The organism is Microbulbifer litoralis (assembly GCF_023634065.1).
GTDB classification, from domain to species: Bacteria; Pseudomonadota; Gammaproteobacteria; order Pseudomonadales; family Cellvibrionaceae; genus Microbulbifer; species Microbulbifer litoralis.
In genome coordinates this window covers 1-26652 of sequence record NZ_JALKCV010000008.1, presented here as the reverse complement: position 1 = coordinate 26652, position 26652 = coordinate 1, and the positions used below count along the sequence as shown (strand labels likewise).

The following is a 26652-nucleotide window of genomic DNA, read 5'->3' as shown; positions in this document are numbered from 1 at the left end:
CAGTCCTACCTGCCAGGCGGCCACCGCCGCGAAGAGCGCGCATTCTAACTTACACTCCCGTACGCGTGAAGCTGTTCGCGAAAGCGTGTGGATTTAGGAGGAATGCCGCGATTGGCGGGCGGGTAGACAATCAGGCCTTGAACCGCAATACCAGCGTCTCGGCACCGAGCAACTGGTCCAGCTCCCGCTTGACGGACCGGGCATCCGCCCTGCTGACCTTGGGGCCGACGAAGACGCGGACAAACCGGCCCTTGTCGGTGGTCACGGCGCGGGTATAGGCCTTGTAGCCCTCGTCCATCAACTGGCGGCGCAGTTTCTTCGCCCGGGATTCATCCCGGTAGGCGGCCACCTGCACCACCCAGGCCTCCGGCAGCCCGTCGGCATCGAGAATCGGGGAGGAATCCTGTTCCGGTTTTTGCGGTTCGACCGGCTTTTCAGGCTCTTCCGCAACCGTTTCCGCGGCCGCCTGGAGCTTTTCGGGGGCGGGCGGGGAATCCGGTTCCCGCACCGCGGGCTGGAAGGCATCGTCCGGATCCGGGGCCGGCGCGGCGTCGGCCACCGGTTCCGGCTCGGCGATCTCGATCGGCTGGATATCCGGCTGCGGCGGAATCTGGCTGGTCACGTCGATATAGCGCGCGCCCTCGCGGTCGAACAGCGTGGGCAGGAAAATCACGGCGAGCGCGCCCAGCACCAGGGCGCCGACAATGCGCTGCCGGAAGCCATCGTTCAGTCGGCCCCGCTGGACGGCACCCCGGTCACGACTCGCCATGACTGTCTTCTCGTATCTGCTGTAAAACTTCCGCAACAGTAAAGAAGGATCCGAAGACAAGCAACCGATCTTGTGTCCCGGCGGTCGCCAGCAGCCGCTCCAGCCCGTCGATCACCGTCGGGCAATCGCCGTCTATGGCCGCCTTATCGATCCCCGCCTCGCGCAGGCCGCCGAGCAGGCCATTGCAGTCCGCCGCGCGGCTGTTGCCGGGCAGCAGCGCCGGATACCAGCGATCCACCCGCTGCCGCAGCGGCGCGAACAGCCCGGGCAGGTCCTTGTCCGCCATCGCCGCCACCAGCGCGTGGGTGCGGCCGGAAACCGGATGCCGGGCCAGCCAGCGGGCCAGGTATTCCGCCGCGGCGGGGTTGTGACCCACATCCAGCAACAGCGACCGCCCCCGCCATTCCAGTTGCTGGCAGCGCCCCGCCAGCCGGATCCCCGCCAGGACATCCTCGATATCCCCATACGGCAGCGCGCCCAGTACCGACAGCGCGGTAATCGCCGCCGCCACACTCGGAGGCGGCAGGCTGACCGGCGGCAACGCGATATCCAGCTCCCCGAAGCGGAACCGGTTGCCCCGTGAGGCGCCATCAGCGGTGGACGAAGAATCCCCGGCGCCCAGGAAAAAGTCCCGACCGAGAAAATAAGCGGCGGCACCGGTTTTCGCAGCGGCACCGACCACCGACTGCGGCGGCTGCGGGTCGGCGCAGACGCAGGGGCTGCCGGGGCGCAGGATACCGGCCTTCTCGCGGCCGATGACTTCCCGGTCGCTACCCAGCCAGGCCTTGTGGTCCACCGCCACACTGGTGATTACCGCCAGGTCCGCATCCACCAGGTTGACCGCATCCAGGCGCCCGCCGAGCCCCACCTCCAGCAGCGCGTATTCAACGCCGGCCTGCCGGAACAGCCACAGTGCCGCCAGGGTGGTGAACTCGAAATAGGTCAGCCCGATATCGCCGCGGGCCGCTTCCACCGCCTCGAAGGCGCGCATCAGTTCCGCGTCGTTCGCCTCCAGGCCGTCGATGCGCACCCGCTCGTTGAACCGCAGCAGGTGCGGCGAGCTGTAGGCGCCCACCGAGTGACCGCCGGCGCGCAGCAGCGCCTCCATGGTGGCCACGCAGGAACCCTTGCCGTTGGTGCCGGCCACGGAGATGATCCTGGGCGCCGGCTTTTCGACACCCAGCACCTTCGCCACGCGTGCGACGCGCTCCAGGCCCAGTTCGATCTCGACGGGGTGCAGTTGTTCGAGCCGGGAGAGCCAGTCTTGGAGAGTATTCATAAGGGCGTATTCTCGTCATTCCGGTACCGGATCAAGTCCGGCATGACAATACGATCCGGATCCAGGGCCACCGGGGCCGGATCCCGGATCGAATCCGGGATGGCGAGCCCATAGATGGATGCTGAAAAGGGAACTGCGCCCGAGGCCCCTGTAGGTCGAGCGTGCCGGCAGGGATCAGAGTGAAATCCTATACGCCGAGCGCCGATTCCCCGGCCGCGGATTCAGCCTCGGTCAGTTTGCCCAGCAACCGACCGACCGTCTCGCGCATCTCGCCGCGCGGGATGATCATATCGATGGCGCCGTGATCCAGCAGGAACTCGCTGCGCTGGAAACCCTTGGGCAGCTTCTGGCGGATGGTCTGCTCGATGATATTGGGGCCGGCAAAACCGGCGCGGGCGCCCGGCTCGGCGGCGTTGATATCGCCCAGCAGCGCCAGCGATGCGGAGACGCCGCCGTAGACCGGGTCGGTCATCACGGAAATATAGGGTACGCCGGCCATCTTCATTTTTTCCAGCACCGCGGAGGTCTTGGCCATCTGCATCAGCGAGATCAGCGCCTCCTGCATGCGCGCGCCGCCGGTGGCGGAGAAGCAGACCAGCGGGATGCGCTCTTCCAGTGCCAGTTGCGCGGCGCGGGTAAAGCGCTCGCCGACCACATAGCCCATGGAGCCGCCGTGAAAGGCGAACTCGAAGGCCACCGCCACCAGCGGCTTGCCCTGCAGGGTGCCGCGCATGGCGATCAGCGCATCCTTCTCGCCGGTTTTTTTCTGCGCCTGGGTCAGGCGATCCTTGTACTTTTTCACATCCTTGAATTTCAGGCGATCCACCGGTTCCACATCGGTGGCCAGTTCCTCGCGCCCGTCTTCGTCGAGGAAGATATCCAGGCGCCGGCGCGCGCCGATTCGCATATGGTGGTCACACTTGGGACACACATCCAGATTGCGCTCCAGCTCCGGCCGGTACAGCATGGCGTCGCACTTGACGCATTTTTTCCAGACACCTTCCGGCACCTTGCTGGCGCCGCTGCGGCGCTCGGTGCGAATGACCGCGGGAACGATTTTTTCTAACCAGCTCATTTTGTTTCCAAATCCCGATGCTTTCCTGGGCCGGGTATTTTACCGGCCACTGGTTTTCAGACTGAGAATTAAAACACTTAGCGGACCGACAGGCTTAGCCAGATCAGCCGCCATTTCAGGCTTTCTGGCCAAGCCTGTATACGGTGTGCGCTGCGCACCCTACCGATCGAGCGCGGAGCGGATTTCACCGACTATCGCCGCGACATTATCCCGCGCCACATCCGCGGATTGCGCCTCGCCGACCGCCGATACCAGCACACTGCCCACCACGGCGCCATCGCCGTGTTCACTGACAGCCCTGGCCGACTTGCCGTCCTTGATACCGAAACCGACACACAGCGGCAGGTCCGTGTGGCGGCGGATGCGGTCCAGGTTTTCGCGCACGGATTCCGGATCCAGGTGGCCGGCGCCGGTCACCCCTTTCAGGGATACATAGTAGACAAAGCCGCTGGCCAGATCCGTGATCTGCTGCAGGCGCCCATCGCCGGTGGTGGGTGTGAGCAGGAAGATATTGCGCAGGTTGCGCTCGCCCAGCAGCCGGTTCAGCGGACCCGCTTCCTCGGCCGGCAGGTCCACGGTCAGTGCGCCGTCGACACCGGCATCGCGGGCGGCATCGGCAAAGACCTCCGCCCCCATTTTCTCGATCGGGTTGGCATAGCCCATCAGGATTACCGGCGTATCGCTATCGTCACGACGGAACTCGGCCACCATCTGCAGGCATTTGCGCAGCGAGGTTTTGTGCTCCAGTGCGCGCTCGTGACCCTTCTGGATCACCGGGCCCTCGGCCATCGGGTCGGAGAAAGGCACACCCAGCTCGATCAGGTCGGAACCGCTGGCCACCAGCTGGTGCATCAGCGGCACGGTGTTTTCCGGGCCGCCGTCGCCGGCGACGATATAGGTGACCAGCGCCTTGCGGCCCTCGGCGCGCAGGCTGGCGAAACGGCGATCGATTCTGTTTTCTTCTGTCACTGCTGCAATCCCCCGTTACACCTGGATGCCGTCGATGGCGGCCACGGTGAAAATATCCTTGTCGCCGCGGCCGGACAGGTTCACGACAATGTTCTGGTCCGCGTTCATGGTGGCGGCCAGCTTCAGCGCATAGGCCACCGCGTGGCTGGATTCCAGCGCGGGGATGATGCCCTCGGTGCGGGTCAGGGTGCGGAAGGCGTCCAGCGCCTCCTTGTCGTCGGCGGTGACGTATTCCACGCGGCCGATATCCTTCAGCCAGGCGTGTTCCGGGCCCACGCCGGGATAGTCGAGACCGGCGGATACCGAGTGGGTCTCGATGATCTGGCCGTCGTCGTCCTCCATCAGGTAGGTGCGGTTGCCGTGCAGGATACCCGGCACCCCGTCGTTCAGCGGCGCCGCGTGGTGGCCGGTGGCCAGCCCCTCGCCGCCGGCCTCGACGCCGTACATCTTCACGTCGCTGTCGTTCAGGAACGGGTGGAACAGGCCGATGGCATTGGAACCGCCGCCGACACAGGCCACCAGTGCGTCCGGCAGCGCACCGAACTCCTCCTGGCTCTGGCGGCGCGCCTCGCGACCGATCACCGAGTTGAAATCGCGCACCAGTTGCGGGTACGGGTGCGGGCCGGCCACTGTGCCGATGATATAGAAGGTATCGTCGACATTGGTGACCCAGTCCCGCATCGCCTCGTTCATGGCATCTTTCAGCGTCTTCGAGCCGGATTCCACCGGGATCACCTCGGCACCCAGCAGCTTCATGCGATAGACATTGGGCGACTGGCGCTTGACGTCCTCAGCCCCCATATACACGGCACATTTCAGCCCCAGGCGCGCGGCCACGGTGGCGGTGGCGACGCCGTGCTGGCCGGCACCGGTTTCGGCGATCACGCGGCTCTTGCCGCTGTGCTTGGCCAGCAGCGCCTGGCCGACGGTATTGTTCACCTTGTGCGCGCCGGTGTGGTTCAGGTCCTCGCGCTTGAGCCAGATGCGCGCGCCGCCGGCGGCTTCGGTCAGCCGCTCGGCCAGATACAGCGGCGACGGGCGGCCGACATAGTGGGCCAGGTCGTAATCGAAGGCGGCGACGAATTCCGGGTCGTCTTTCAGGCGGGTGTACATTTCCCGCAATTCATCCAGGGCGCCGATCAACGTCTCCGACACAAAACGGCCACCGTAGGGACCGAAATGCCCGCCGGCATCCGGGAAGGCCGAAAAATCCACTGCGTCTTGCTTGCTCACAGACTCACTCCATCCTTACTTTGACTGACTCGAGTTTCACGGAGCCGGTGCGGGGTGCGCCATTGGCAGGCCTGCCCCGAACGCTGAAACCCGGGTTACTGATCTCCCATCACAAACCACTCGCCACTACCCCTTGGCCGCGCGGATAAAGGCCGCCACCTTGTGCGGGTCCTTGCGGCCCGGCGAGACCTCCACGCCGCCGCTGACGTCCACCGCCTGCGGCCGCGCCTCGTCGATGGCCCGCGCCACATTGTCCGGTGTCAGGCCTCCGGCCAGCACTATCTGCTGGCCGCTGCCCCGCGGCACACGCTGCCAGTCGAAGGATTCGCCGGTGCCGCCGGGCACGCCCGGGCGGTAGGCGTCGAGCAGGAAACCGCGCGCCGCCGGGTGCCCGGCCATGGCCGCGAGCACATCGAGATCGTCTTTCATGCGCAGCGCCTTGATATAGGGGCGCCGGAACTGTTCGCAGTCGTCCGCCGATTCACTGCCGTGGAACTGCATCAGGTTGAGCGGCACCCGCGCCAGTATGTCCTCCACTTCGGCGCTGGCGGCATCGACAAACAGTCCCACGAGGGTGACGAAAGGCGGCACGGCCCTGGCGATCACGGCCGCCTGTTCGGCGGTGACATTGCGCGGGCTTTTGGCATAGAACACCAGCCCCAGCGCATCGGCCCCGGCGGCGACGGCGTCGCGGGCATCCTCGCTGGTGGTTATACCGCAGATCTTTACTTGCATTGAATCCCGAGGTCGCGGGCCGACCGGCCGTTCAAAAATGAGGGAGCACGCGATACTAGCAGATTGGCGCAGGGTGCGAAATGTACAGAGCACGACCGCCGTGCGCGATCAGCGCGCCGCGCCCCCGGGCACAGAGAGGCCGCCGAGGGGAAGCGGCACCAGTAGCGGCCCGGGTTCGAAGGCGGGCAGATTGAATTCGGGCGGGTACTGCACGTCCACCAGATACAGCCCGAACGGCGGCGCGGTGACACCGCCGGCACTGCGGTCGCGGGCTTCGAGTACTTCTCCCGCCCATTCGGGTTCGCGCTCGCCACGGCCGATCGCCATCAGCACGCCGGTGATATTGCGCACCATATGGTGCAGGAAGGCGTTGGCGCTGATCTCCAGCACGATCAACTGCCCCACCCTGGCGATATCCAGCCGCGCAATCTCGCGCACGGGGCTTTTGGCCTGGCACTGGGTCGCGCGGTAGCTGGTGAAATCGTGCGTGCCGATCAGGTGCTGGCTGGCTTCGCGCATGGCGTCGATATCCAGCGGGTGCTGGGTCCAGGTGACTTCGCTGGCCGCCTGGGCGGAACGTGTCGGGGCGCTGTGGATCAGGTAGCGGTAGCTGCGCGCGTGGGCGGAAAAGCGCGCGTGGAACTGTGCCGGCACTTCCTTCGCCCAGCGCACGCGCACGGCATCCGGCAGCTTGGTGTTGACACCCTGTACCCAGGCGCGTTCGGGGCGCTGCGCGCGTGTGTCGAAATGAATGACCTGGCCGGTGGCGTGCACGCCGGCATCGGTGCGGCCGGCGCAGACCAGGGTCACCGGCTCGGCCGCAATCGCGGACAGGGCTTTTTCCAGATGCGCCTGTACCGTTTCAGCGGCGGATTTCTGTTTCTGGAAGCCGTGCAGGCGGGCGCCGCAGTATTCGACGCCGAGGGCAACGCGGTGCAGGCCCTCGGGGAGCTGCTCACCGGCGGGAACTTCGCCGTTGGATTTGTAGGTGTATTCGCGATTCATGGTTTACGTCCGGCCGCAACGGGCGGGTTTCGGTGTCGTGCCATCGGGGCGCGTGCGCTCGCCGGGCCTCACTGGCGCACGGCCTTCGGCCTGCCAAGGCTGCCCCACCCGATCCCGACCATAAAAAAACCCCGCAGCGGGTGCGAGGTTTTTCCGGAGCTGCGGAATGCCGCCGTTAAGCCATGCGCTCCAGCATTTCCCTGGCGCGGCTCTGGTGTTCACCGCTGCTCTCCCCGACCACCTCGTTGAGGATATCCTTGGCGCCGTCTTTGTCGCCCATATCCAGGTAGGCCTGGGCCAGTTCCAGCTTGGTGCTGACTTCGTCGTTGCCCTCGAGCAGGTTCAACTCGGAATCCAGGTCGCTCTCCAGGTTGAAGTTCAGGTCGCCGAGATCGGCTTCGGCGCTTTCAGTGCTCTTCGCGGTTTGCGCCTCACTGGCGCCGGTTGCGGGCTCGGGCCGGGATGCCGGTTGCGGCTGTTCGGCGACGGCCACATCGGTGTCGCTCTCCATCGCCAGGGAGTCATCGGCATCCAACTCCCCGGCAATATCGTCCAGGTCGATGGAATCCAGGTCCAGGCCCTCGCCGAAATCGTCGCCGAAGCTGTCCAGGTCGTCAGAGAAGTCGTCCGCGCTGTCCGCCACCGGTTCTTCCGCTGCGGTTGTTGGCGATGCCTCCGGGTCGGCCTGCAGCTCGCCCGCGGTATCGTCTTCCATTGCGGACAGGTCCAGGTCGAAATCCAGGCCGCCCTCATCCCCGCTGTCTTCCGTGGCGACACTCGTGCGCTCGTATTCGATCGGGCCCAACTCGCCCGATGTTTTCTCCGCGGACGTATCGCCGTCGGCATCGAGATCCAGGCCATCCAGATCCAGCTCGCCGGACATCAGGTCGTCGAGGTTGAAATCGTCCTCGGCGCTCTCCTGGCCGGAGGCCTCTTCCGCGCGGCTGTCGCTGTCGAAGCCGGTATCCAGGTCGAGGTCCAGGGAGAAATCGCCATCATCCCGGGCCGCTCCCGATGCGCCGGCGCTGCCGCTGTCATCGGACAGATCCATGGTCAGGTCGTCCAGCAGCGAGGTGTCCTCCTGCTGTCCGCTGCCGGTGTCGCCGGAGAAGTCATCGCCCGCGGCAAATTCGTCTTCAAACGAAGCGCTGATATCGTCCAGCTGTGTCGCCTCCAGGGATTCGCTGGAGAAGTCCATCGACGGCGCCTCAAACGGCGGGGCGCCGGCAATGCTTTCGCGCAGGCGCGCGGCGCGGTCGGCCGCGGGGCCATCGCTGACACTGAGCAGTTGGCGATAGTGATCGTCGAACTTGTCCGCGCTCTGCTCGTGGGCATAGACCTCCAGCAGCATCAGGCGCGCGTCGACATTGTTCGGGTCCTTGTCGATGCCGTTCAGCAACTTGCCTTCGGCCTCGCTGTATTGCCCGAGGGACAGGTGAATTTCGGCTTCCGAGATGGGGTCGTCGGTTCCGACATCGTCCAGCTCGCCCAGATCGAAGCTGTCCTCGGCCTCCATGGACTCGACTGCGGTCAGGTTTTCGTCCGGCTCGGCGACTTCCTCCGGCGCATCGGCGAGGGCGCGCTCGGCGGCCATTTCGGCCTCGACCTGGCGCATGGCCTCCTCTTCTTCCTTGCGGCGGCGCCAGGTCAGGAACCCGGCCAGGCCGATGACCAGGACACCCAGGCCGATCCCGATCAGCTGGATATTGTCCATCAGCCGCTCCATCAGGGTCGGCTCGGATTTGGTCTGGACCACCACGCGGTTGCGGCTGTCGTCCGGTTGCGATTCCGGCTCTGCAGCGGCTTCGGGTTCGGCGGCGGTTTCGGTTTCCGCTTCCGCGGCGACCTCGTCCGCGGCGGTCTCTGTGGCACCCTCACCGGTTTCGGCGGACGGGGTTTCAGACTGCCCGGCGGCTTCCTGCACCGCCTGCATCTCTTCGTTGGAGACCTCCACCATGCGCTCCATGGTGTCGATCTGCTCGTCGAGTTCGGAAATACGGTCCTTGAGCTCCTGATTCTCGAGCTCGGACTTGTCCAGCTCCTCCTCGCTCACCGCCAGCTCACCGGTAAGCGCCTCGCTGTCGCTGGCACCACTGCCGGTACCGGAGGTCACGGACTCGTTGTCGCCCGGCGCCGCGAGACTGACGCGGCCCTCGACCGATTCGCTCTCGGCCACATCGCTGCTGGCGGCACGCGCATCCAGCGGTGCGCCGGTAGCGGCATCGTCGCCGACGCGCTCGCGCCAGCTGTCGTTCTGTACCGCCACTTCGGAAATGGCGTCGCGCACACTGAGGGCGCGGATATCCTGCGCATTTGGCAGGCGCAGCACGGCACCTTTCTTCAGCAGGTTGATATTGTCATTGATAAACGCCTCGGGGTTGAGGCGCTGGATCGCCAGCATGGTCTGCTGCACGGAGAATTCGCGACCGGCGCGGTTTTCCAGCGCGATTTCCCACAGGGTTTCGTTGGAGGAAACCGGGCCGTAGACCTGACTGCCACTGTCCGCCGCTGTCTCGGCGGCTGGCCGCGCCTCGCGGCGCAGCTCCATCGGCTCCTCGGCGGGCTCCCGGGCCTGCGGTCGGGTCTCTGCCTGCTGCTGGCGCGGCTCGGCGGTTTCTTCGGCGGCGGGGCGGGTCTGCATCTGCTCCAGCGGGCGCCGTTGCGATTGCGTATCGCGGCGTACCTGCTGGCGCTCGCGCTCGGCGGCGCGCACCGGCTGCTGCGCCGTGCTGCCGGAAAATGCCGGCAGGTCCATCAACAGTGTGTACTCGCGCAGCAGGCGCCCGCTGGGCCAGCGGGTCTCCACCAGGAAATTCAGGTAGGGCTCGCGAATTGGCGCGCGGCTGGAGACACGGACCACCGGCTTGGCACCGGAGTAGTCCACATCGAAGCGCAGCTCGGTGAGCAAATAGGATCTGTCGACACCGGCCCGCTCGAAATCCTCCGGGTTGGCGAGACGTACCTTGATCTCACCGTCGCCGAGGCCGCGGGTCTGCAGCAGGCCGATTTCCGCATCGAGGGGCTGGTTGAGGGTGGAGTTCAACTTGATCTCCCCCAGCCCGAGCGCCAGAGCCGTGTTGCCACCCAGTGCGCTGACCAGACCAACCGCTAGTGCCAGCTTTCGCACACGCATATCCGATTCCCTTTATTGTTAGAATCCCGGGCTTTCCACAAAGCCCTATCACTGTACAGTAAACGTTCAACAACGCGGCTGCCGCAATGACAGCCTGCCGCCACTGGCGAAACTTTCACCATTTGGAAAGCGCCACCCCCAAGTCGAACGAAAGTTAAGAAGAAACCTTCACTATGGCGGCTAAGTATTAATTATCAGTGGTTTTTTAGCAACAACTGGGCAATCTGTGCGCAGTTGATCGCCAAGTCTCTGCGCAAATTGTCGGACGCCGCACAAAAATTAATCTGTTTTGCGTTCAACAAGCTCTGTCGCAAACGGCCAATCAGCGTCTCCTCGCCGCCGACCGCCTCTTCCGACGAGGGACGCTCGCGCATTTTCAACCGCGTACCGTTGCGCAGTAATCCACCGATTTGCGCCAGGTCCGCGTCTTCCTTCAGGACCGCGCGCACATTGGCCAGTTGGCCGTGAAAAACCGAGGCGGTATTGATGCTGGCATCCAGCGCGATATTCCCGCCCAGCAGGCGGCGCAGGTCGTGCAGCAGTGCCAGCTCAGACAGGTTGTGGCCACTGGCGAGCAGCGCCTCGCTGGAACTCAGGTGATTGAACGCGAGGCGATGGCCGATGGCGGGATCGATATCCGCCTCCTGGCCGTTGAACATGCGCGCCGTCTGCGCGGCCATGGCATCCACCGCGGATTTGCCCAGCGCGGACACCGGCTGGTTGAGCTGGACCTCGACCGCCTGCAGCCGGTCGCGCAGCGGCGCCAGCGCCTCTGCCACCATGGCGGCGCCGGCGGCCGGCAGTGACAGGACCCGGCGTTCCGCCGCGGCGATATCCGCGGCATTCAGCAGTGGGTGGATCAGGGTCGCCGTCTCGTCCCCGCGGGTGTTGTCGGCGGCGTCCAGCACCCAGGCGCCGGCACCCTCGGCCGAGGACAGCGCCGAGAGGCCGGCATCCCCGCCCTTCAACAGGATCACCACCTGCTCCGGCGCAAAGGCAAACTGTTCCAGCGACTGCACCGGGATATTGCGGTTGGCATATACCTGGGTCGCCGTCTCGCCCTCCTCCTCTTCCAGCAGGCGCAACTGATCGGCAGCGACCACCTTGCGCTCTTCCAGGACTTCCAGCAGGGGGGAAAAAGCGGCGCTGTCGACGCCGACAATGACCAGTTCGCGGGGGGATTCCGGCATATCACTTCACTTCGTCAATTGGGGGAGGAAAAGCGGGGGCGATTATACTCATCGGGCCATGAGGGGAAAGAGCAGCCGCTAACACTTGTGCTTTTTCGCGCCCCACCCAATGGCTCCGCACCGGCGCCGTTCAATAGAGGAAGGCGTGTCGCCCCCGATCCCCCGACTCCAGGCCGGAAAACACGATGGCGCTGGAATCATTACTCCAGGCAAATGGCTCGCCATCGTATGGGTCGCGCAGATCCGATTCATGCAACAGTCGCCGCATCTGCCGGGGTTCCGGCATGGCGCCCCGATTGCGCAAGCGGGCGGTAAGCAACGCCGCGCGGCGGATCCCCTCGAGGTCTGCCACCCTGGCAGCATAGGATGCATAGGACGGTGTGGCCACGCTTGCCAGGATGACACCCACGGGGTTGTACAACTGGATTCCGCGCTCATCCGGGGCACGCGCCTCCCGTTCCAGCGCCTCCACTGCCCGCGGCAACTCTTCCAGGGGAACCCGCAGCACATCACTGGTGGCGAGCAGAGTGTCGGCGGTGATGTTGCTGGTGGCCTGTGGCTGCAGTAGCAACCCCTGTGCCCGGCGGGTAAGTTGCGTTATCACGCCGCCACTATCCGGATCTCCCGCCGCGACCTGCCAGAGGTCCGGCCAGTCCGCAATCCCGAAAACCATATGGTGCGAATAACGCCACTCACCGGCGAAACAACGCTCCATGGACAATTCCGGCCCGGACAGGGGGCGCAGCCACGACTCCGGAACAGCCTCATCGACACCGGTTTCGGGAAGCCGCCGCAACACCAGGTTCGACCAGGCAAAATGCCTGTCCATCGCCGCGGTGGCGATCATTTTCGTCAGCAGGACATCGGCGCTGGCCAGCACCATACGCCAGAAGCGGATATCTTCCCCCAGCAGCGCGCGGACCGCGGCGACGTCGCCGCGGTCGGCAAGCTGCCACGCACGCAATAGCAGCAGCTTCTGGCCTTCCAGCATCTCGCTGTAGGGGGGAAAAGGCGCGGAGGTATGCCGTGGGACCTCCTCCCGCCAGACCGGGCGGGAGATCAGCGCCCGGTAGCGATTCAAGACCCAGCCCTCCGAAAGCAGCCATTCCGCTACCACTGCGTCCGCGTTGCGCATCGCGTCATAACACACCTCGCCCGGTGGATTCGGGCAGACATCGCCCAGTTTCTCTATCGGCTGGCTGCGATATTTGCCAAAGCTGGAGTATTCACCGGGAGGGTGGTCGAAGGCGGATGCCGATGTGCGGTCGGACATCGAATCGATCCAGTCAATGCGTTTCCTGCCCCACGCCAGCGGATCGAGAGGCCGCGCGATGGCAAAGCCCTGCGCGTACACATAGGCGTTGTCGCTGTCGGATACGGCGGGGCGACTGTCGAGGATGTGCTGGAATTTCTGTGCCGCCGCAGAGGGCGGCCGGTCGCTCCAGTTGATGGCCAGCATGAGGAGAGTCACGGCACCCGGCAGGAGGACAGCCGATACGAGCAGCCACGTCAGAACTTTAAACAGCCGGTTCCCGAGAGTCATATCGCCCCGTCCATACCCAAAAGACCCGAATGCCATCATACACGGGGCGGCATTCGGGTCCACGTATCAGCCGATCAAGTGGAGCCGGAACCCTCGGCTACAGGATGAAGGCTCCGCGCCCCGGGGTTACAGCTTGCCGAGCAGAATCAGCAGCACCCGGCGCAGCGGTTCGGCGGCGCCCCACAGCAACTGGTCGCCGACGGTAAAAGCGGACAGGTACTGCGGGCCCATGTTCAGCTTGCGCAGGCGGCCCACCGGGATATCCATGGTGCCGGTGACCGCAGTCGGTGTCAGTTGCTCGAGGGTGGCGTCGCGATCGTTCGGCACCACCTTGGCCCAGTCGTTGGAAGAGGCGATCAGCTGTTCGATCTCGGCGATGGAGACGTCTTTCTTCAGCTTCACGGTGAACGCCTGGCTGTGGCAGCGCATGGCGCCGATGCGCACGCAGGTGCCGTCCACCGGTACGGTGCTCTCGGTGCGCAGGATCTTGTTGGCCTCGGCCTGGGCTTTCCACTCTTCGCGGCTCTGGCCGTTTTCCAGCTGGGTATCGATCCACGGCAGCAGACTGCCGGCCAGCGGCGCGCCGAATTCGGCGGTGGGGAAATCCGCGGAGCGCATGTTTTGCGCCACTTTGCGGTCGATCTCCAGGATGGCGCTGGACGGGTCCGCCAGTTCGTCGGCGACGCCGTCGCGGATGGCTCCCATCTGCGAGATCAGCTCGCGCATATGGCGCGCACCGGAGCCGCTGGCAGCCTGGTAGGTCATGGCGGAAACCCAATCCACCAGGCCCTCTTTGAACAGGCCCCCGAGGCCCATCAGCATCAGGCTGACGGTGCAGTTGCCGCCGATAAAGTCCTTCACACCGGCATCGATACCGCGATCGATCACGTCGCGGTTGACCGGGTCCAGAACGATGATGGAATCGTCTTCCATACGCAGGCTGGAGGCGGCGTCGATCCAGTAGCCTTTCCAGCCCTTTTCGCGCAGCTGTGGGTAAACTTTTTTCGTATAGTCGCCGCCCTGGCAGCTGACGATGGCATCCAGCTCCGCCAGCGCATCGATATCGAAGGCGTCGCCCAGCGGCGCCACGCTCTTGTCACTTTCCGGGCGCCCCACGTCCGGCGCTTTGCCGCCGGCATTGGAGGTGGAGAAGAAAACCGGTTCCGGGATATGGGCGAAATCGTTCTCTTCGCGCATACGGCCCATCAGTACCGAGCCGACCATACCGCGCCAGCCGATAAAACCTACTTTGTTCATTGCAGTGTCCTGTTAATCCTTTTGTCTCTGGATTCCGGCGCGCGCCGGAATGACGAATCGAAGTGAGCGGGCGCGGGTATCAGAAAGCGGCCACCACTGCTGCGCCCATCTCCGCGGTGGATACCTTCACACTGCCATCAGTGTAGATATCCGCGGTGCGCAGTCCGTCGTCGAGCACTTTGCTGACGGCCGCTTCGATCGCGTCCGCCGCCTCGCCCATGTCCAGCGAGTAGCGCAACATCATCGCCGCCGACAAAATTGTCGCCAGCGGGTTCGCCAGGCCCTGGCCGGCGATATCCGGCGCCGAGCCATGGCAGGGTTCATAGAGGCCGAATCCGCTCTCGTTCATGGAGGCGGACGGCAGCATACCGATGGAGCCGGTCAGCATGGCGGCGGCGTCGGAGAGGATATCGCCGAACATATTGCCGGTGACCATCACATCGAACTGCTTGGGCGCGCGCACCAGCTGCATGGCCGCGTTGTCGACATACATGTGCGACAGTTCCACATCCGGATATTCCGGCGCCAGGCGGTCCAGCACTTCGCGCCACAGCACCGTCACTTCCAGTACATTGGCCTTATCCACGGAGCAGAGCTTGCCGCCGCGCTTCTGCGCGGCCTCGAAGGCGGTGCGCGCAATACGCTCGATTTCCGACTCGCTGTAGACGTAGGTATTGAAGCCCTGTTTTTCACCGTTTTCCAGCGTGCGGATACCGCGCGGCTCGCCGAAATAGATACCGCCGGTGAGTTCGCGCACGATCAGGATATCCAGGCCGGAGACCACTTCCGGCTTCAGCGAGGAGGCCTCCGCCAGTTGCGGATACAGAATCGCCGGGCGCAGGTTGGCGTACAGGCCCAGCTTGCTGCGGATTTTCAGCAGGCCCTTTTCCGGGCGAATGGCGCGACCCAGTTGATCCCACTTGGGACCGCCAACGGCGCCCAATAGTACGGCATCGCACTGGCCGGCCTTTTCCAGCTCGGCATCGGTGAGCGGTTCGCCGTGGGCATCGATGGAGGCGCCACCGATCAGGCCCTGCTCGAAGCTCAGGTCCAGGCCGAATTTCCTGTCCGCGGCTTCCAGCACCGCCAGCGCCTGCTCGATGATTTCCGGGCCGATACCGTCGCCCGGCAGGATCATGATTTTTTTGCTCACAATTGTTCCCTTACATTTAAACGGAGCCATGCAGGAGCCTGCCTTGCAGGCGATGAAGAGCCGTGCTCCATCCCATTCGCCTGCGGGGCCGGCTCCTACAAAAGGGGCATTATTTTACCGAATCGAACAACCACGGTGCCTGTTCGCGGCGCTTCGCTTCGTAGGTGCGGATATCGTCCGCGTCTTCCAGCGTCAGGCCGATATCGTCGAGGCCGTTCAGCAGGCAGTGCTTGCGGAAGGCGTCCACCTCGAAATCGATGGCCTCGCCATTCGGCTTGATCACCTGCTGCTTTTCCAGGTCGATGGTCAGCTGGTAGCCTTCCTGCGCGTACAGTTCCCCGAACAGCTGGTCGACAACCTGCTCGTCGAGCACAATCGGCAGCAGGCCGTTCTTGAAACAGTTGTTGAAGAAGATATCGGCAAAGCTCGGTGCAATCACCGCGCGAAAACCGTGATCGTCCAGCGCCCAGGGCGCGTGCTCGCGGCTGGAGCCGCAGCCGAAGTTCTTGCGCGCCAGCAGCACTGAGGCACCCTTGTAGCGCGGAAAGTTCAGTGGAAACTCCGGGTTGAGCGGGCGCACACTATTGTCCTGCCCCGGCTGCCCCTCATCGAGATAGCGCAGCTCGTCGAACAGGTTGGGGCCGAAACCAGTACGCTTGATGGATTTCAGGAACTGCTTGGGAATGATCAGGTCCGTATCCACATTGGCGCGGTCCATCGGCGCCGCCAAGCCTTTGTGTTGAGTAAAAGCTTTCATTGTCTCAGATCTCCCCTCCGTTCACGGCTGTCTCCCCGGCCTGAACCATTTCACGCACATCGACAAAGGTACCGGCGATCGCCGCCGCCGCGGCCATCCCCGGGCTCACCAGGTGGGTGCGGCCGCCGTAGCCCTGGCGCCCCTCAAAGTTGCGGTTGGAAGTGGAAGCGCAATGCTCGCCCGCCCCCAGCTTGTCCGCATTCATCGCCAGGCACATGGAACAGGACGGCTCGCGCCACTCGAAACCGGCCTCCACAAACACGGTGTGCAGGCCCTCTTTTTCCGCCTGCGCCTTCACCGACTGGGAGCCCGGTACCACCAGCACCTGCTTGACGCTGTCGGCTTTCCTGCGGCCCTTGGCCACAGCGGCGGCCGCGCGCAGATCCTCGATACGGGAATTGGTACAGGAACCGATAAACACCCGATCGAGCTTGATATCGGTTATCTTCTGGCCCGCACTCAGGCCCATATACTCCAGCGCGCGCTCGATACCGGAGCGGCGGGTCGCGTCGCTCTCGTCGGCCGGGTTCGGTACCAGTGCACTGACCGGCGCCACCATTTCCGGCGACGTGCCCCAGCTCACCTGCGGCTCGATGTCCTCGGCTTTCAGGTCCACCACTGCATCGAAAACGGCGTCGTCATCGGAGTGCAGGCGGTTCCAGTTTTCCACCGCCGCCTCCCACTGCGCCCCCTTGGGCGCGTAGGGCTTGTCCTTGACATAGTCCAGGGTCACCTGATCCACCGCCACCATACCGGCGCGGGCGCCGGCCTCGATGGCCATGTTGCAGATGGTCATGCGGCCCTCCATCGACAGGCCGCGGATGGCCGAACCGCCAAACTCGATCGCGTAACCGGTGCCGCCGGCGGTGCCGATCTTGCCGATAATCGCCAGCACCACGTCTTTCGCGGTGACACCCGGACCCAACTCGCCGTCCACGCGCACCAGCATGTTCTTCATCTTCTTCTGGATCAGGCACTGGGTGGCCATCACATGCTCCACCTCGGAGGTGCCGATACCGTGCGCCAGCGCGCCCAGGGCACCGTGGGTGGACGTGTGGGAATCACCGCAGACGACGGTCATACCCGGCAGGGTGGCGCCGGTCTCCGGGCCGATCACGTGCACGATGCCCTGGCCCGGCTCGTTGATGCCGAACTGCACCACATCGAAATCGCTGCAGTTCTCGTCCAGGGTCTGTACCTGGATACGCGCGATCTCATCGCGGATACCGGCCACACCGACAGCCCGCTCGGCCGCATCGGACGGCACATTGTGGTCCGGCGTCGCCACCAGAGAATCCTTCCGCCAGAGCTTGCGACCAGCCAGTCGCAGGCCCTCGAAAGCCTGCGGCGAGGTCACCTCGTGGATCAGGTGACGATCGATATAAATCAGCGCGGTGCCGTCCTCGCGGCTTTTGACCAGATGGTCCCGCCAGAGTTTGTCGTAGAGCGTCTGTCCGGCCATGGCCGTATCCTCTAGTAAATGCGGTTTTCGAATCTGGCCGAGTCTAGGCTGGGCATTGAATAACATCAATTTATATTTATTATAAGAAGTAGTCGGAAATGGAATTCCATGTGCGGGACTCGGGACTCAAGTAGGCTGCGCCCGGTCAAGGTCAAAAAAGAACGGCCCGGCTGGACGTGAAGGCCCTGCTGTCGGGGGTTGTTTGTGAAACGATTGCCGATGAGGCTGTTGAGCAAACAGCCACCGACAGCAGGGCCGGCCCGGAACCTGCTTACGAACCGAATTTCGGCGCCCCCTACAAGCCCGGTCAACGGCGTGAGACCGCCAAGGACGGCGGTCATGCAGAGAACGCATGACGCAGTATCGGCCATCCTGCCGATTTGTGCCGGTGAAGCTATTGAACAAACAGCCACCGGCAGCAGGGCCGCCACGACGCCAGCCTACCGGCACCAAGCAACAGGAATCCCCAACCCATGGAAATCCAGTGGCTCAAGGCCTTCCTCGCCACCGCCGAACAGGGCTCCGCCTCCGAGGCGGCGGAGACATTGCACCTGACCCAGCCGGCGGTCAGCAAGCGCCTGGCAGCGCTGGAGCAACAACTGGGCACGCCGCTGTTCGACCGCATCGGCCGGCGCCTGCAGCTGACCGATGCCGGCCGCGCACTGCTGCCGCGGGCGCGGCATATCCTCAACGAGGTCAGCGACGCCGAGCGCGAACTGCGCGCCCTGGGCAACGAGGTGACCGGCAGCCTGCGCATCGCCACCAGTCACCATGTGGGCCTGCACCACCTGCCGCCAGTGCTCAAGGCATTCAGCACCCGCTACCCGGAAGTGGCCCTGGACATCGATTTCGTCGACTCGGAACAGGCCTATGAAGCACTGATGGCCGGCGAGTACGAACTCGCAGTCGTGACCCTGGCCCAGAAGGACTACCCGAGCCTGGAATCCCGCGTCATCTGGCCCGATCCCTGTGTGGTGGTGGCCGCGCCGGACCACCCACTGTCAAAACTGCCGGCGCTGGACCTCTCCGACCTGGCCCGCTACCCGGCCATACTGCCGGACCTCAATACCTATACCGGCCGGCTGATCAAACGTGAATTCGACCAGCGCGGCCTGAAACTGACCGCCAAACTGGCCACCAACTTTCTCGAGACCATCAAAATGATGGCCGGTGTCGGCCTCGGCTGGAGCGTGCTGCCGGAAACCCTCGTGGATGAAAGCCTGGCAGTACTGCCGGTGGAAAAACTGCACATCCTGCGCAACCTGGGCGTCATCAACCACCGCGCGCGCACCCTGAGCAATGCCGCAGCCGCCCTGCAACAGCTGCTGATTGCCACCGCGGGGAAAAACCCGGCACAGGACGGTGTCCAATAACCCTACGGGGCGCACAAAATGTGCGACTGACATCAGCATGTCAGCGAAAAACAGGTAAACTCCGCCCAACTAAAAAACGGAGAGATCGCCATGAAGAAAACAGCCCTCGCCCTCTGCGCCGCACTCGCCAGTGGCGCCGCCAGCGCCGACACCATTCTCGGCTTCGACGCCAGCCTCGGCGCCTGGCAGCCCGACTACAGCGGCACCCTGGGCGTCGACGACTACGATATCGACAACTTCGACGTGGCCGACGACAACATCACTTTTATCCAGGCCGCCCTCGAGCACCCGATTCCGCTGGTGCCCAATATCATGGTTGCCCACAGTAAAATCGAAACCGATGGCTCCGCCTTTCTCAGCCGTGATGTGACTTTCGGCGAGGAAACCTTTGACGCGGGCCACGAGGTCTACGCCAACATGGATCTCAGCCACACCGACGCCACCCTCTATTACGAAATACTGGACAACTGGGTCAACCTGGACCTGGGCCTGACCGCGCGCCAGTACGACGGCAGCCTGGAAGCCTACAACGACTTCGCCGCCGCCACCGCAATCGGTGTCGATCAACCCAAAAGCGAAACCATCGAATTCTCCGGCGTGCTGCCGATGGCTTACGGTATGGCACGCTTCGACCTGCCGTTTACCGGCTGGTCCATCATCGCCCAGGGCAATGCCACCAGTTACGACGGCGACAGGCACACCGACCTGACGGCCAAGGTGCGCTGGGATTTCGTACCGGCACTGGATTTCGCCATCGAGGCCGGCTATCGCCAGATGACACTGGATGTACAGGAACTGGACGATTTCCAGACCGACCTGGAAATCAAGGGCCCCTACCTGGGACTGAACCTGCACCTGTAATTTCCGGCACTCGCGGCATTGTGCTGTAGAAGCCTGCAGGCAGGCTCCTACAGGCAGCGACCTGCAGGATGGGCACAGCGTATGCCCATCCTGCCCCCTCACAAACCACCGATCACCCACCGTCCATGCGGAACAGCGCCTTGCCGGCCCCACTGCGCGCATAGGCAAAGGCCGTCTCGTAATCCGACAGATTGAACTGCCGCTCCGCACTGGCGCGCAGCTCGCCGGTGCCGATCAGTTTCCTGACATTGTGCAGGACGGAAAACAGCTTCCATTTCGACTGCGACGCCAGCCAGTTGCCGAGATAGAACCCCTGGATACTGGCCAGCGACATCATCATCTCGCGCACCGGCAACACCGTGTTCTGCTGGCTCAGGGTGCCGTAACAAACCAGCCTGCCGCGCGGTGACAGGCAGCGCAGCACCTCGCCGCCCAGCTGGCCACCGACACTGTCGATGGCATAGCCCACACCGGCACCACCGGTGATTTCCGCCACCCGCGTGAAGGCGTCCTCGCTGTCGGTGGCGATCACCGCGTCGCTGCCGAGGCGCCGCAACTCCGCCGCCCGCTCCACGCGCCGCACGATACTGATGGTCCTGAAACCGAAGCGCCGCCCCAGGCGAACCACCATACGTCCCAGCGCCGAACCGCCGGCCGTCTGCAACAGGTACTCGCCGCGGGGAACCCTCAGCACCTCGCGGGTCAGGATGTAGGCGGTCATCGGGTTGATGAAGAACATCGCGCCCTGGGCGTCGTCGATATCCTTTGGCAGCGGCAACGCGCGATTCGCATCCACGGCCAGGTACTCCGCCCAGGTGCCGCTCTCCGGGGAATCGGCCGCGACCACCGCCACGCGCCGCCCCAGCAACCGACGCGCGAAAAGGCCACCGCCCACGGCTTCCACGACGCCCACCCCCTCACTACCCAGGGTACAGGGGGCGCGCTTGAGCGGCTGCCCACGGGGCAACAGGTAGGAAGTGGGTTTCTGGTAATTCCACACCGCGCGCTGCAGCGCCTGTAGATAGCGGCCGTGAATCACATTGAAATCGGAGGGATTGATGGCGCTGGCGCTCATGCGCACCAGCACCTGGCCGGAGCGCAGGACCGGCCGCTCCACATCGGAGAGTTTGACACAACTGAAATCGTCGGCGTGTCGATCGACGGTAAGGGCCTTCATTCCCGAGGTCACCTCAATATTGCCGGTGCTCCCCGATAGTAGACCCAAATGGCAGGATGGGCAGGCGACTGCCGCAGCAATTCACCGAGAATCAGCGCACACTCATCGACCCGCAGTGGCGACTCCCGCAGTCACATCCCCATTCTGCCCCCGCTGGCGCAGCACATGGTCGATCAGCACCAGCGCCATCATCGCCTCGGCGATCGGCGTCGCGCGGATACCCACGCAGGGGTCGTGGCGGCCCTTGGTGACCACTTCGATCGGGTTGCCGTGGGTGTCGATACTGCGGCCGGGAATGCGCAGGCTGGAGGTGGGCTTCAGCGCGATATGGGCGACCAGGTCCTGGCCGCTGGAGATGCCGCCGAGCACGCCGCCGGCGTTGTTGGACAGGAAACCGTCCGGCGTTATCTCGTCGCGGTGCTCGGTACCCTTCTGCCCGACGCTGGCAAAGCCGGCCCCGATCTCGACGCCCTTGACCGCGTTGATGCTCATCAGGCCGTGGGCCAGGTCCGCGTCCAGGCGATCGAAGATGGGCTCGCCCAGGCCCGCGGGCACGCCGCTGGCCTGCACGGAGATGCGCGCGCCGATGGAGTTGCCCTCCTTGATCAGCGCCTGCATATAGGCCTCCATCTCCGGCACCTTGTCCGCGTCCGGGCAGAAGAACGGGTTACGGTCCACCTGTTCCCAGTCGAGCTTTTCAACGCTGATCGGGCCCAGCTGCGACAGGTAGCCGCGCACCTGGATATCGAACTTTTCCCTCAACCACTTTTTGGCAATGGCGCCGGCGGCCACGCGCATGGCCGTCTCGCGCGCGGACGAACGGCCGCCGCCGCGGTAGTCGCGCACGCCGTACTTCTGCCAGTAGGTGTAGTCGGCGTGCGCCGGGCGCACCTGTTCGGCGATATTGGAATAATCCTTGGAGCGCTGATCGGTGTTCTCGATCAGCAGGCCGATGGGGGTGCCGGTGGTTTTGCCCTCGAACACGCCGGAGAGGATTTTTACCTGGTCCGCCTCGCGGCGCTGGGTGGTGTAGCGGGAAGTACCGGGCTTGCGCCGATCCAGCTCCAGCTGGATTTCCTCCTCGCTGATGGCCAGGCCGGGCGGGCAGCCGTCGACGATACAGCCCAGCGCCGGACCATGGCTCTCGCCGAAGGTGGTTACGCAGAACAGCTTGCCAAAAGTGTTGCCGGACATGGGGTTGGGGCCTTGTATTGGGTCTTGCAAGTTATATGAGGGCGGGGATTATAGCGCCTTTTGGGACTCGGGACTCGGGACTCGGGACTCGGGACTCGGGACTCGCAGTATCGTGCCATCGGCGCGAGGTCGCAATAATTGTCGCCGACATCCCCGGCGCCATTGGCAATTCGCAGCCGTAGAGGTCCGACGCATGAACGGACTGGCTTCGGAAGACCGGCCACAGCGCACGAAGCCGGTGCCTACTCCAATTTTATTCCCGAGTCCCGGTGAAATAAGCGAGCAGCTCTTCGCGGCTGATGACGAAGACCCCGTGGCCACCGTCGGCAAACTCCGGCCAGGTAAAGGGCACTGTCGGGAAGGCGTCTTCCAGCGCCTGCCAGCTGTTGCCCACTTCACACACCAGCAGGCCGTCCGGCTGCAGGTGGTCGGCCGCCTCGCGCAGCAGGCGGCGGGTGAAATCCAGGCCGTCGTCGCCGGAACCCAGGGCGATTTCCGGCTCCGCGCGGAATTCCTGTGGCATCTCCGCCAGGTCGCGGGCATCCACATACGGCGGGTTGCAGACAATCAGCTCGTAACTGAACCCATCCAGGCCGCTGAACAGGTCGGACTGTACGGCCCGCACCTGCTCGTTCAGGTGGTGGCGGTTGATGTTGATCTGCGCCACCTCGACGGCGCCGCTGTCGATATCCGCCAGGTCCACACGCGCTTCGGGAAAGGCCCCGGCACAGGCGATGCCGATACAGCCGCTGCCGCAACACAGGTCCAGGATCGCCAGCGGTTCCACCTTGAGCCAGGGCTGGAAGTCGTTGCGGATCAGTTCGCCGATCGGCGAGCGCGGCACTAGCACCCGCTCGTCGACGTAGAAATCCAGGCCACAGAAGTGCGCCTCATTGGTCAGGTAGGGCAGCGGCAGGCGCTCGTCGACACGGCGCTCGAGCAGCGCCATGGCACTGCGGCGCTCCTCCATTGTCAGCCGCGCCTGCAGCACCTCCGGCTTGCTGTCCAGCGGCAGGTGCAGGCTGTGCATCACCAGTTGCAGCGCCTCGTCCCAAGCGTTGTCGGTGCCGTGGCCGAAGTGGAGGCCGGCCTCATTGAAGCGGCTGGTGCCCCAGCGCACGAAGTCCAGCAGGGTCACCAGTTCCCGGAGGCTGGATTCACGCTTTTCTATCATTAACTTATCCTTACCTGTTTGCGGAGGGTGAGGCGACACGGTCGCGAAACCGGCATCCGGTGATCCGCGCGCACCGCCGGGGAGTAAAACACATGGGACGCCAACGGCGGATCTTTACTCCCGTGTGACAAACGCTTAGGGTAGCGCACCCGCCCCTCGGGCCGAGATATTGGAAGCACAACCAGATGAACGAACACTACGCGCGAATTATTGAGGCAATCGGCGAGGATCCGCAACGTCCGGGCCTGAAAGACACGCCGGAGCGCGCCGCCAAGGCCATGGCCTACCTGACCCGCGGCTACCAGCAGACGGTGGACGATGTGGTCAACGGCGCCCTCTTCCCGTCGGATTGCAGCGAGATGGTGCTGGTCAAGGATATCGAACTCTACTCCCTGTGCGAGCACCACCTGCTGCCGTTTATCGGCAAGGCGCATGTGGCCTATATCCCCGACGGCCAGGTGGTGGGCCTGTCCAAGGTCGCCCGTATCGTCGACATGTTTGCGCGCCGCCTGCAGATCCAGGAGCAGCTGACGGTGGAGGTGGCCGAGACCATCCAGAAGGTCACCGGCGCCGCCGGCGTGGGCGTTATTGTCGAGGCGAAACACATGTGCATGATGATGCGCGGCGTGGAGAAACAAAACTCGGTGATGAAGACCTCGGCCATGCTCGGCACCTTCCGCAGCAATCAGGCCACCCGCAACGAGTTCCTGTCCCTGATCAGGTAAGGCATATCGCCAATGCAGGAACCTGCCTGTGGGCGGGCTCCCACAGGGCGCTGCCGCCCGCTAAGCTGAAGGAAAGCCCTCACGGAGAGATCCATGCCGCACCTGGTGATCGAGTACGCGCAGAACCTGGAAGACCGGATCTCCATCCCCGCGCTGGTGAGCTCCGCACAGGATGCCATGAGCCGCTCCGGCCTGTTCGCCCCCCACACCATCAAGACCCGCGCGCTGGCGTTCCGGGATTTTATTGCCGGCGACAAGGGCGGCAGTTTTATCCATGCGGAGGTGCGGCTGTTCGAGGGGCGCAGCGAGCGCGACCGGGAGGCACTGAGTTCGGCGGTGTTCAACTGCCTGTGCCAGTTTGCCGAAGGGGTACCGGCGGTGACGGTGGAGGTGCGGGAAATAGACCCGAGCTGTTACTCGAAGCGGTTGCCGTTTTAGGGGATCGGCGCGGCGGAATCGGGCCACCCCACACCGCTTTCAGCCACTCTCGCCGCACAGGAAGGGGCCGAACCATTCGGCGATCGCCGCGGCACCGTCCTCCATATGCAGGTGGTGACTGCCGGGCAATTCCTTCACGGCGATATTGCCGCGCCCCTCCAGCACCGGGCGCAGGCGCTCGATCATGTCCGAGATCCCCTCCTCTGCCAGCACCAGCCGCACCGGCATGCCAACGCGATCGAGAAAGGCCTGTACCTGGGCATTGTTGAGCTTGGCGGTGGAAGTGGCCACCAGGCGCGGATCGTTGCTCCAGGCCACGCCCCCGCCGGCGGGCACGGTGCCCCGCGCCACCAGGCGCCGGGCGGCGTCATCGCCGAGGCGGAACATGCCGTGTTTGCGCGCCTCCACTGCCTCTTCCAGGCTGTCGAAACGGCGCGGTTTGCGCGCGCCGTAGCGGGCGCGCTGGGCGATGGCCCTGGCCAGCACTTCCGGTGCCTCGGTATCCCTCGCCGGCGGCGGCACCAGGCCGTCGATCAACGCCATGCGCACAATCCGATCGGGGAAGGTTCCGGCAGTCAGCATGGCCGCCACGGCGCCGCGGGAATGGGCCAGCAGGGAAAAGTCGTGCCAGTTGAGGGCTTTCGCCATTCCCAGCACATCCTCGACCTCCTCCCAGATGTTGTAGTTCGCATCCCGCGAGCGGTGATAGCTCTGGCCATGGCCGGCCATATCCACCGCCACCAGGTTGACTCCCCCGAGCAGCGGCGCCAGCCGGTCAAAGCTGGCGCAGTTGTCCAGCCACCCGTGCAGGGCCAGTACCGGCTCGCCATCGGGGTTGCCCCACTGGCGGGCGGCGATGGTCTTGCGGTCGAATTCCAGGGTGATTTCGCGGGGAGAGTGATTCATAAATGCGGACAAATTTGTCTGGGCCGCAGGCGCCGCGAATACTTGCAGCGGCTGGAGCCAAATTTTGACAGCCGCAGGCTGCCCGCGAAGCGGGTGAGGCACAGGGATGTACCTCATCAATGATGAATGCGGAATCTTGCCGACTGCGCATAGCGGAAACAATGACAGGATGCGTCAGGGCGAGTGGTGATTCAGGAGCGCGGGAGCTCCGCGGTCCCGGTGGAAGGCCCTATTCCGAATGCCGCATTCAGACCGCGTGCTGCAACCAGTCCAGTTCGGCACACCCATCGGCCCACACTTCAGTACTCAGGCTGGCCAGGCTAGCGGTGCCCATCGGGTAGCGATTGCCGGTGCCGCAGAGGCCGTTGACGAGGCTGCCGACCAGAGGCTGGTGGCTGACCAGCAACAGCGGGAAGTCACTTCCCCGCTGCAGCAGATCCAGCACCTGCTGTGGGCGGGTGTCGCCGATCAGCAGCGGCTCGGTCTTTACCGACAGGCCAAACTTGTCGGCGACGATTTCGGCGGTCTGGCGGGTGCGCACAAAGGGGCTGGCCCAGATGGCCTTGACCGCGGACAGGGCCTCGGTGCGGCGCTCGCAGATGCCCGCCACCTGGGCGCGACCGCGCCCGGTGAGCTGGCGCGCGGCGTCGTCGATCTGCATCGGTTCGGCCTCGCCATGGCGCAGTATCAGCAGTTGCACAGGCAAACTCCCGCCGGTTGTCGGCGCTTACTCTTTTCCGTCACTCTCGTCTTCGGTGGCCTTCCTGGAGGTGGAAGATTTCCCGCGGGAGGATTTCTTCTGCGCCGCTTCCCCTTCCGCGTCATCGGCGCCGAGCTCGATGGCCTCCTCGACCTCTTCGTCCTCGGTGACCACTTCGCCATCCACCTCTTCGGCGCTCTCGTAACCGGACAGGTCCTCGACATCCGATTCGGGCCACTCGGAGAACGGGAAGGGTTTCTCCTCGGTGTTGTAGATCATGAACTGCAGTGTCTGGAAGATATAGGAGGCAATCTGGTCGCCCAGGCGGCGCAGGTTGTCGTTGGGGCCGCCGCTGATAATCGAGAACAGGAACTGCAGCACCACCACCGCCAGCATCACGAAGGCGGCGATTTCGAGCAGGAAGAAGAACAGCACCATGTAGATCAGGCGCATCCACTGGTTGCCGGAGGTCAGGTTGTGTTTCAGTTCGTCGTTATCCATATAAAAGTCACCGTTGTAATTTGGCTTTCGTATCCTGTCTGCA

General features: G+C 64.3%; 24 protein-coding genes. 4 read left to right on the top strand and 20 right to left on the bottom strand.

Annotated features, from left to right (window positions below):
* Positions 1-130 precede the first annotated feature (130 nt).
* From MWN76_RS12965 to leuC, 14 genes are all read right to left on the bottom strand, one after another.
* Positions 131-769: an SPOR domain-containing protein gene (locus MWN76_RS12965; protein ID WP_250461858.1), complete on the bottom strand. Its 639-nt coding sequence runs from the start codon at positions 767-769 to the stop codon at positions 131-133.
* Positions 756-2048: a bifunctional tetrahydrofolate synthase/dihydrofolate synthase gene (gene folC / locus MWN76_RS12960; protein WP_250461857.1), complete on the bottom strand. Its 1293-nt coding sequence runs from the start codon at positions 2046-2048 to the stop codon at positions 756-758. The genes MWN76_RS12965 and folC overlap by 14 nt, the downstream gene beginning before the upstream one ends.
* Before the next feature lie 187 nt (positions 2049-2235).
* Positions 2236-3123 (bottom strand): acetyl-CoA carboxylase, carboxyltransferase subunit beta, encoded by an 888-nt coding sequence (gene accD, locus MWN76_RS12955; RefSeq protein ID WP_250461856.1) that lies wholly within the window; start codon positions 3121-3123, stop codon positions 2236-2238.
* 159 nt (positions 3124-3282) lie between these two features.
* Positions 3283-4092: a tryptophan synthase subunit alpha gene (gene trpA / locus MWN76_RS12950; RefSeq protein WP_250461855.1), complete on the bottom strand. Its 810-nt coding sequence runs from the start codon at positions 4090-4092 to the stop codon at positions 3283-3285.
* A 15-nt stretch (positions 4093-4107) separates the two neighbouring features.
* Positions 4108-5325 (bottom strand): tryptophan synthase subunit beta, encoded by a 1218-nt coding sequence (gene trpB / locus MWN76_RS12945; RefSeq protein ID WP_250461854.1) that lies wholly within the window; start codon positions 5323-5325, stop codon positions 4108-4110.
* 126 nt (positions 5326-5451) lie between these two features.
* Positions 5452-6060, bottom strand: coding sequence for a phosphoribosylanthranilate isomerase (locus MWN76_RS12940; protein WP_250461853.1), 609 nt, complete (start codon positions 6058-6060; stop codon positions 5452-5454).
* Positions 6061-6168: 108 nt separating this feature from the next.
* Positions 6169-7065: a tRNA pseudouridine(38-40) synthase TruA gene (gene truA, locus MWN76_RS12935; RefSeq protein ID WP_250461852.1), complete on the bottom strand. Its 897-nt coding sequence runs from the start codon at positions 7063-7065 to the stop codon at positions 6169-6171.
* A 175-nt stretch (positions 7066-7240) separates the two neighbouring features.
* A complete protein-coding gene (locus tag MWN76_RS12930) occupies positions 7241-10198 on the bottom strand; it encodes a FimV/HubP family polar landmark protein (RefSeq protein ID WP_250461851.1) in 2958 nt (985 codons plus the stop codon).
* 194 nt (positions 10199-10392) lie between these two features.
* Positions 10393-11388, bottom strand: a complete 996-nt coding sequence (locus MWN76_RS12925) for an Asd/ArgC dimerization domain-containing protein (protein ID WP_250461850.1) — start codon at positions 11386-11388, stop codon at positions 10393-10395.
* A gap of 130 nt (positions 11389-11518) precedes the next feature.
* On the bottom strand, positions 11519-12859 hold the full coding sequence (locus MWN76_RS12920) for a hypothetical protein (protein WP_250461849.1): 1341 nt from the start codon (positions 12857-12859) through the stop codon (positions 11519-11521).
* 198 nt (positions 12860-13057) lie between these two features.
* Entirely contained in the window at positions 13058-14188 is a 1131-nt protein-coding gene (asd, locus tag MWN76_RS12915; protein WP_250461848.1) for an aspartate-semialdehyde dehydrogenase, read from the bottom strand.
* A gap of 79 nt (positions 14189-14267) precedes the next feature.
* Complete coding sequence (leuB, locus tag MWN76_RS12910; protein ID WP_250461847.1) at positions 14268-15341, bottom strand: 3-isopropylmalate dehydrogenase; 1074 nt, start codon at positions 15339-15341, stop codon at positions 14268-14270.
* 109 nt (positions 15342-15450) lie between these two features.
* A complete protein-coding gene (gene leuD / locus MWN76_RS12905) occupies positions 15451-16098 on the bottom strand; it encodes a 3-isopropylmalate dehydratase small subunit (protein WP_250461846.1) in 648 nt (215 codons plus the stop codon).
* Positions 16099-16102: 4 nt separating this feature from the next.
* Complete coding sequence (gene leuC, locus MWN76_RS12900; protein WP_250461845.1) at positions 16103-17560, bottom strand: 3-isopropylmalate dehydratase large subunit; 1458 nt, start codon at positions 17558-17560, stop codon at positions 16103-16105.
* Positions 17561-18033: 473 nt separating this feature from the next.
* On the opposite strand from leuC, the gene MWN76_RS12895 reads away from it, so the two are divergent.
* Both MWN76_RS12895 and MWN76_RS12890 read left to right on the top strand, forming a co-directional pair.
* Complete coding sequence (locus MWN76_RS12895; protein ID WP_250461844.1) at positions 18034-18933, top strand: LysR family transcriptional regulator; 900 nt, start codon at positions 18034-18036, stop codon at positions 18931-18933.
* A 90-nt stretch (positions 18934-19023) separates the two neighbouring features.
* The gene (locus MWN76_RS12890; RefSeq protein ID WP_250461843.1) at positions 19024-19794 is read left to right on the top strand and encodes a TIGR04219 family outer membrane beta-barrel protein; all 771 of its coding nucleotides are present in this window, start codon (positions 19024-19026) and stop codon (positions 19792-19794) included.
* A gap of 112 nt (positions 19795-19906) precedes the next feature.
* On the opposite strand, the gene MWN76_RS12885 is transcribed toward MWN76_RS12890, so the two are convergent.
* The 3 genes from MWN76_RS12885 to prmB all read right to left on the bottom strand — a co-directional run bounded on the left by MWN76_RS12885 (position 19907) and on the right by prmB (position 23339).
* Positions 19907-20971, bottom strand: a complete 1065-nt coding sequence (locus MWN76_RS12885; RefSeq protein ID WP_250461842.1) for a zinc-dependent alcohol dehydrogenase family protein — start codon at positions 20969-20971, stop codon at positions 19907-19909.
* 102 nt (positions 20972-21073) lie between these two features.
* On the bottom strand, positions 21074-22165 hold the full coding sequence (gene aroC, locus MWN76_RS12880) for a chorismate synthase (protein ID WP_250461841.1): 1092 nt from the start codon (positions 22163-22165) through the stop codon (positions 21074-21076).
* A 253-nt stretch (positions 22166-22418) separates the two neighbouring features.
* On the bottom strand, positions 22419-23339 hold the full coding sequence (prmB, locus tag MWN76_RS12875; RefSeq protein ID WP_250461840.1) for a 50S ribosomal protein L3 N(5)-glutamine methyltransferase: 921 nt from the start codon (positions 23337-23339) through the stop codon (positions 22419-22421).
* A 185-nt stretch (positions 23340-23524) separates the two neighbouring features.
* Here prmB and folE point away from each other — a divergent pair, with 185 nt between their 5' ends.
* Together folE and MWN76_RS12865 are read left to right on the top strand one after the other, a co-directional pair.
* The gene (folE, locus tag MWN76_RS12870; RefSeq protein WP_250461839.1) at positions 23525-24064 is read left to right on the top strand and encodes a GTP cyclohydrolase I FolE; all 540 of its coding nucleotides are present in this window, start codon (positions 23525-23527) and stop codon (positions 24062-24064) included.
* Between the two features lie 93 nt (positions 24065-24157).
* Positions 24158-24502 carry a 5-carboxymethyl-2-hydroxymuconate Delta-isomerase gene (locus MWN76_RS12865; RefSeq protein ID WP_250461838.1) on the top strand — a complete coding sequence of 115 codons (345 nt, stop codon included), beginning with the start codon at positions 24158-24160 and terminating at the stop codon, positions 24500-24502.
* 39 nt (positions 24503-24541) lie between these two features.
* Here the strand turns inward: MWN76_RS12865 and MWN76_RS12860 are convergent, their stop codons facing one another.
* From MWN76_RS12860 to MWN76_RS12850, 3 genes are all read right to left on the bottom strand, one after another.
* Positions 24542-25408, bottom strand: a complete 867-nt coding sequence (locus MWN76_RS12860) for an alpha/beta fold hydrolase (RefSeq protein WP_250461837.1) — start codon at positions 25406-25408, stop codon at positions 24542-24544.
* Positions 25409-25655: 247 nt separating this feature from the next.
* On the bottom strand, positions 25656-26108 hold the full coding sequence (sixA, locus tag MWN76_RS12855; RefSeq protein WP_250461836.1) for a phosphohistidine phosphatase SixA: 453 nt from the start codon (positions 26106-26108) through the stop codon (positions 25656-25658).
* A 27-nt stretch (positions 26109-26135) separates the two neighbouring features.
* Positions 26136-26652: DUF4389 domain-containing protein (locus MWN76_RS12850; protein WP_250461835.1), on the bottom strand; the 517-nt coding region annotated here is incomplete at its 5' end.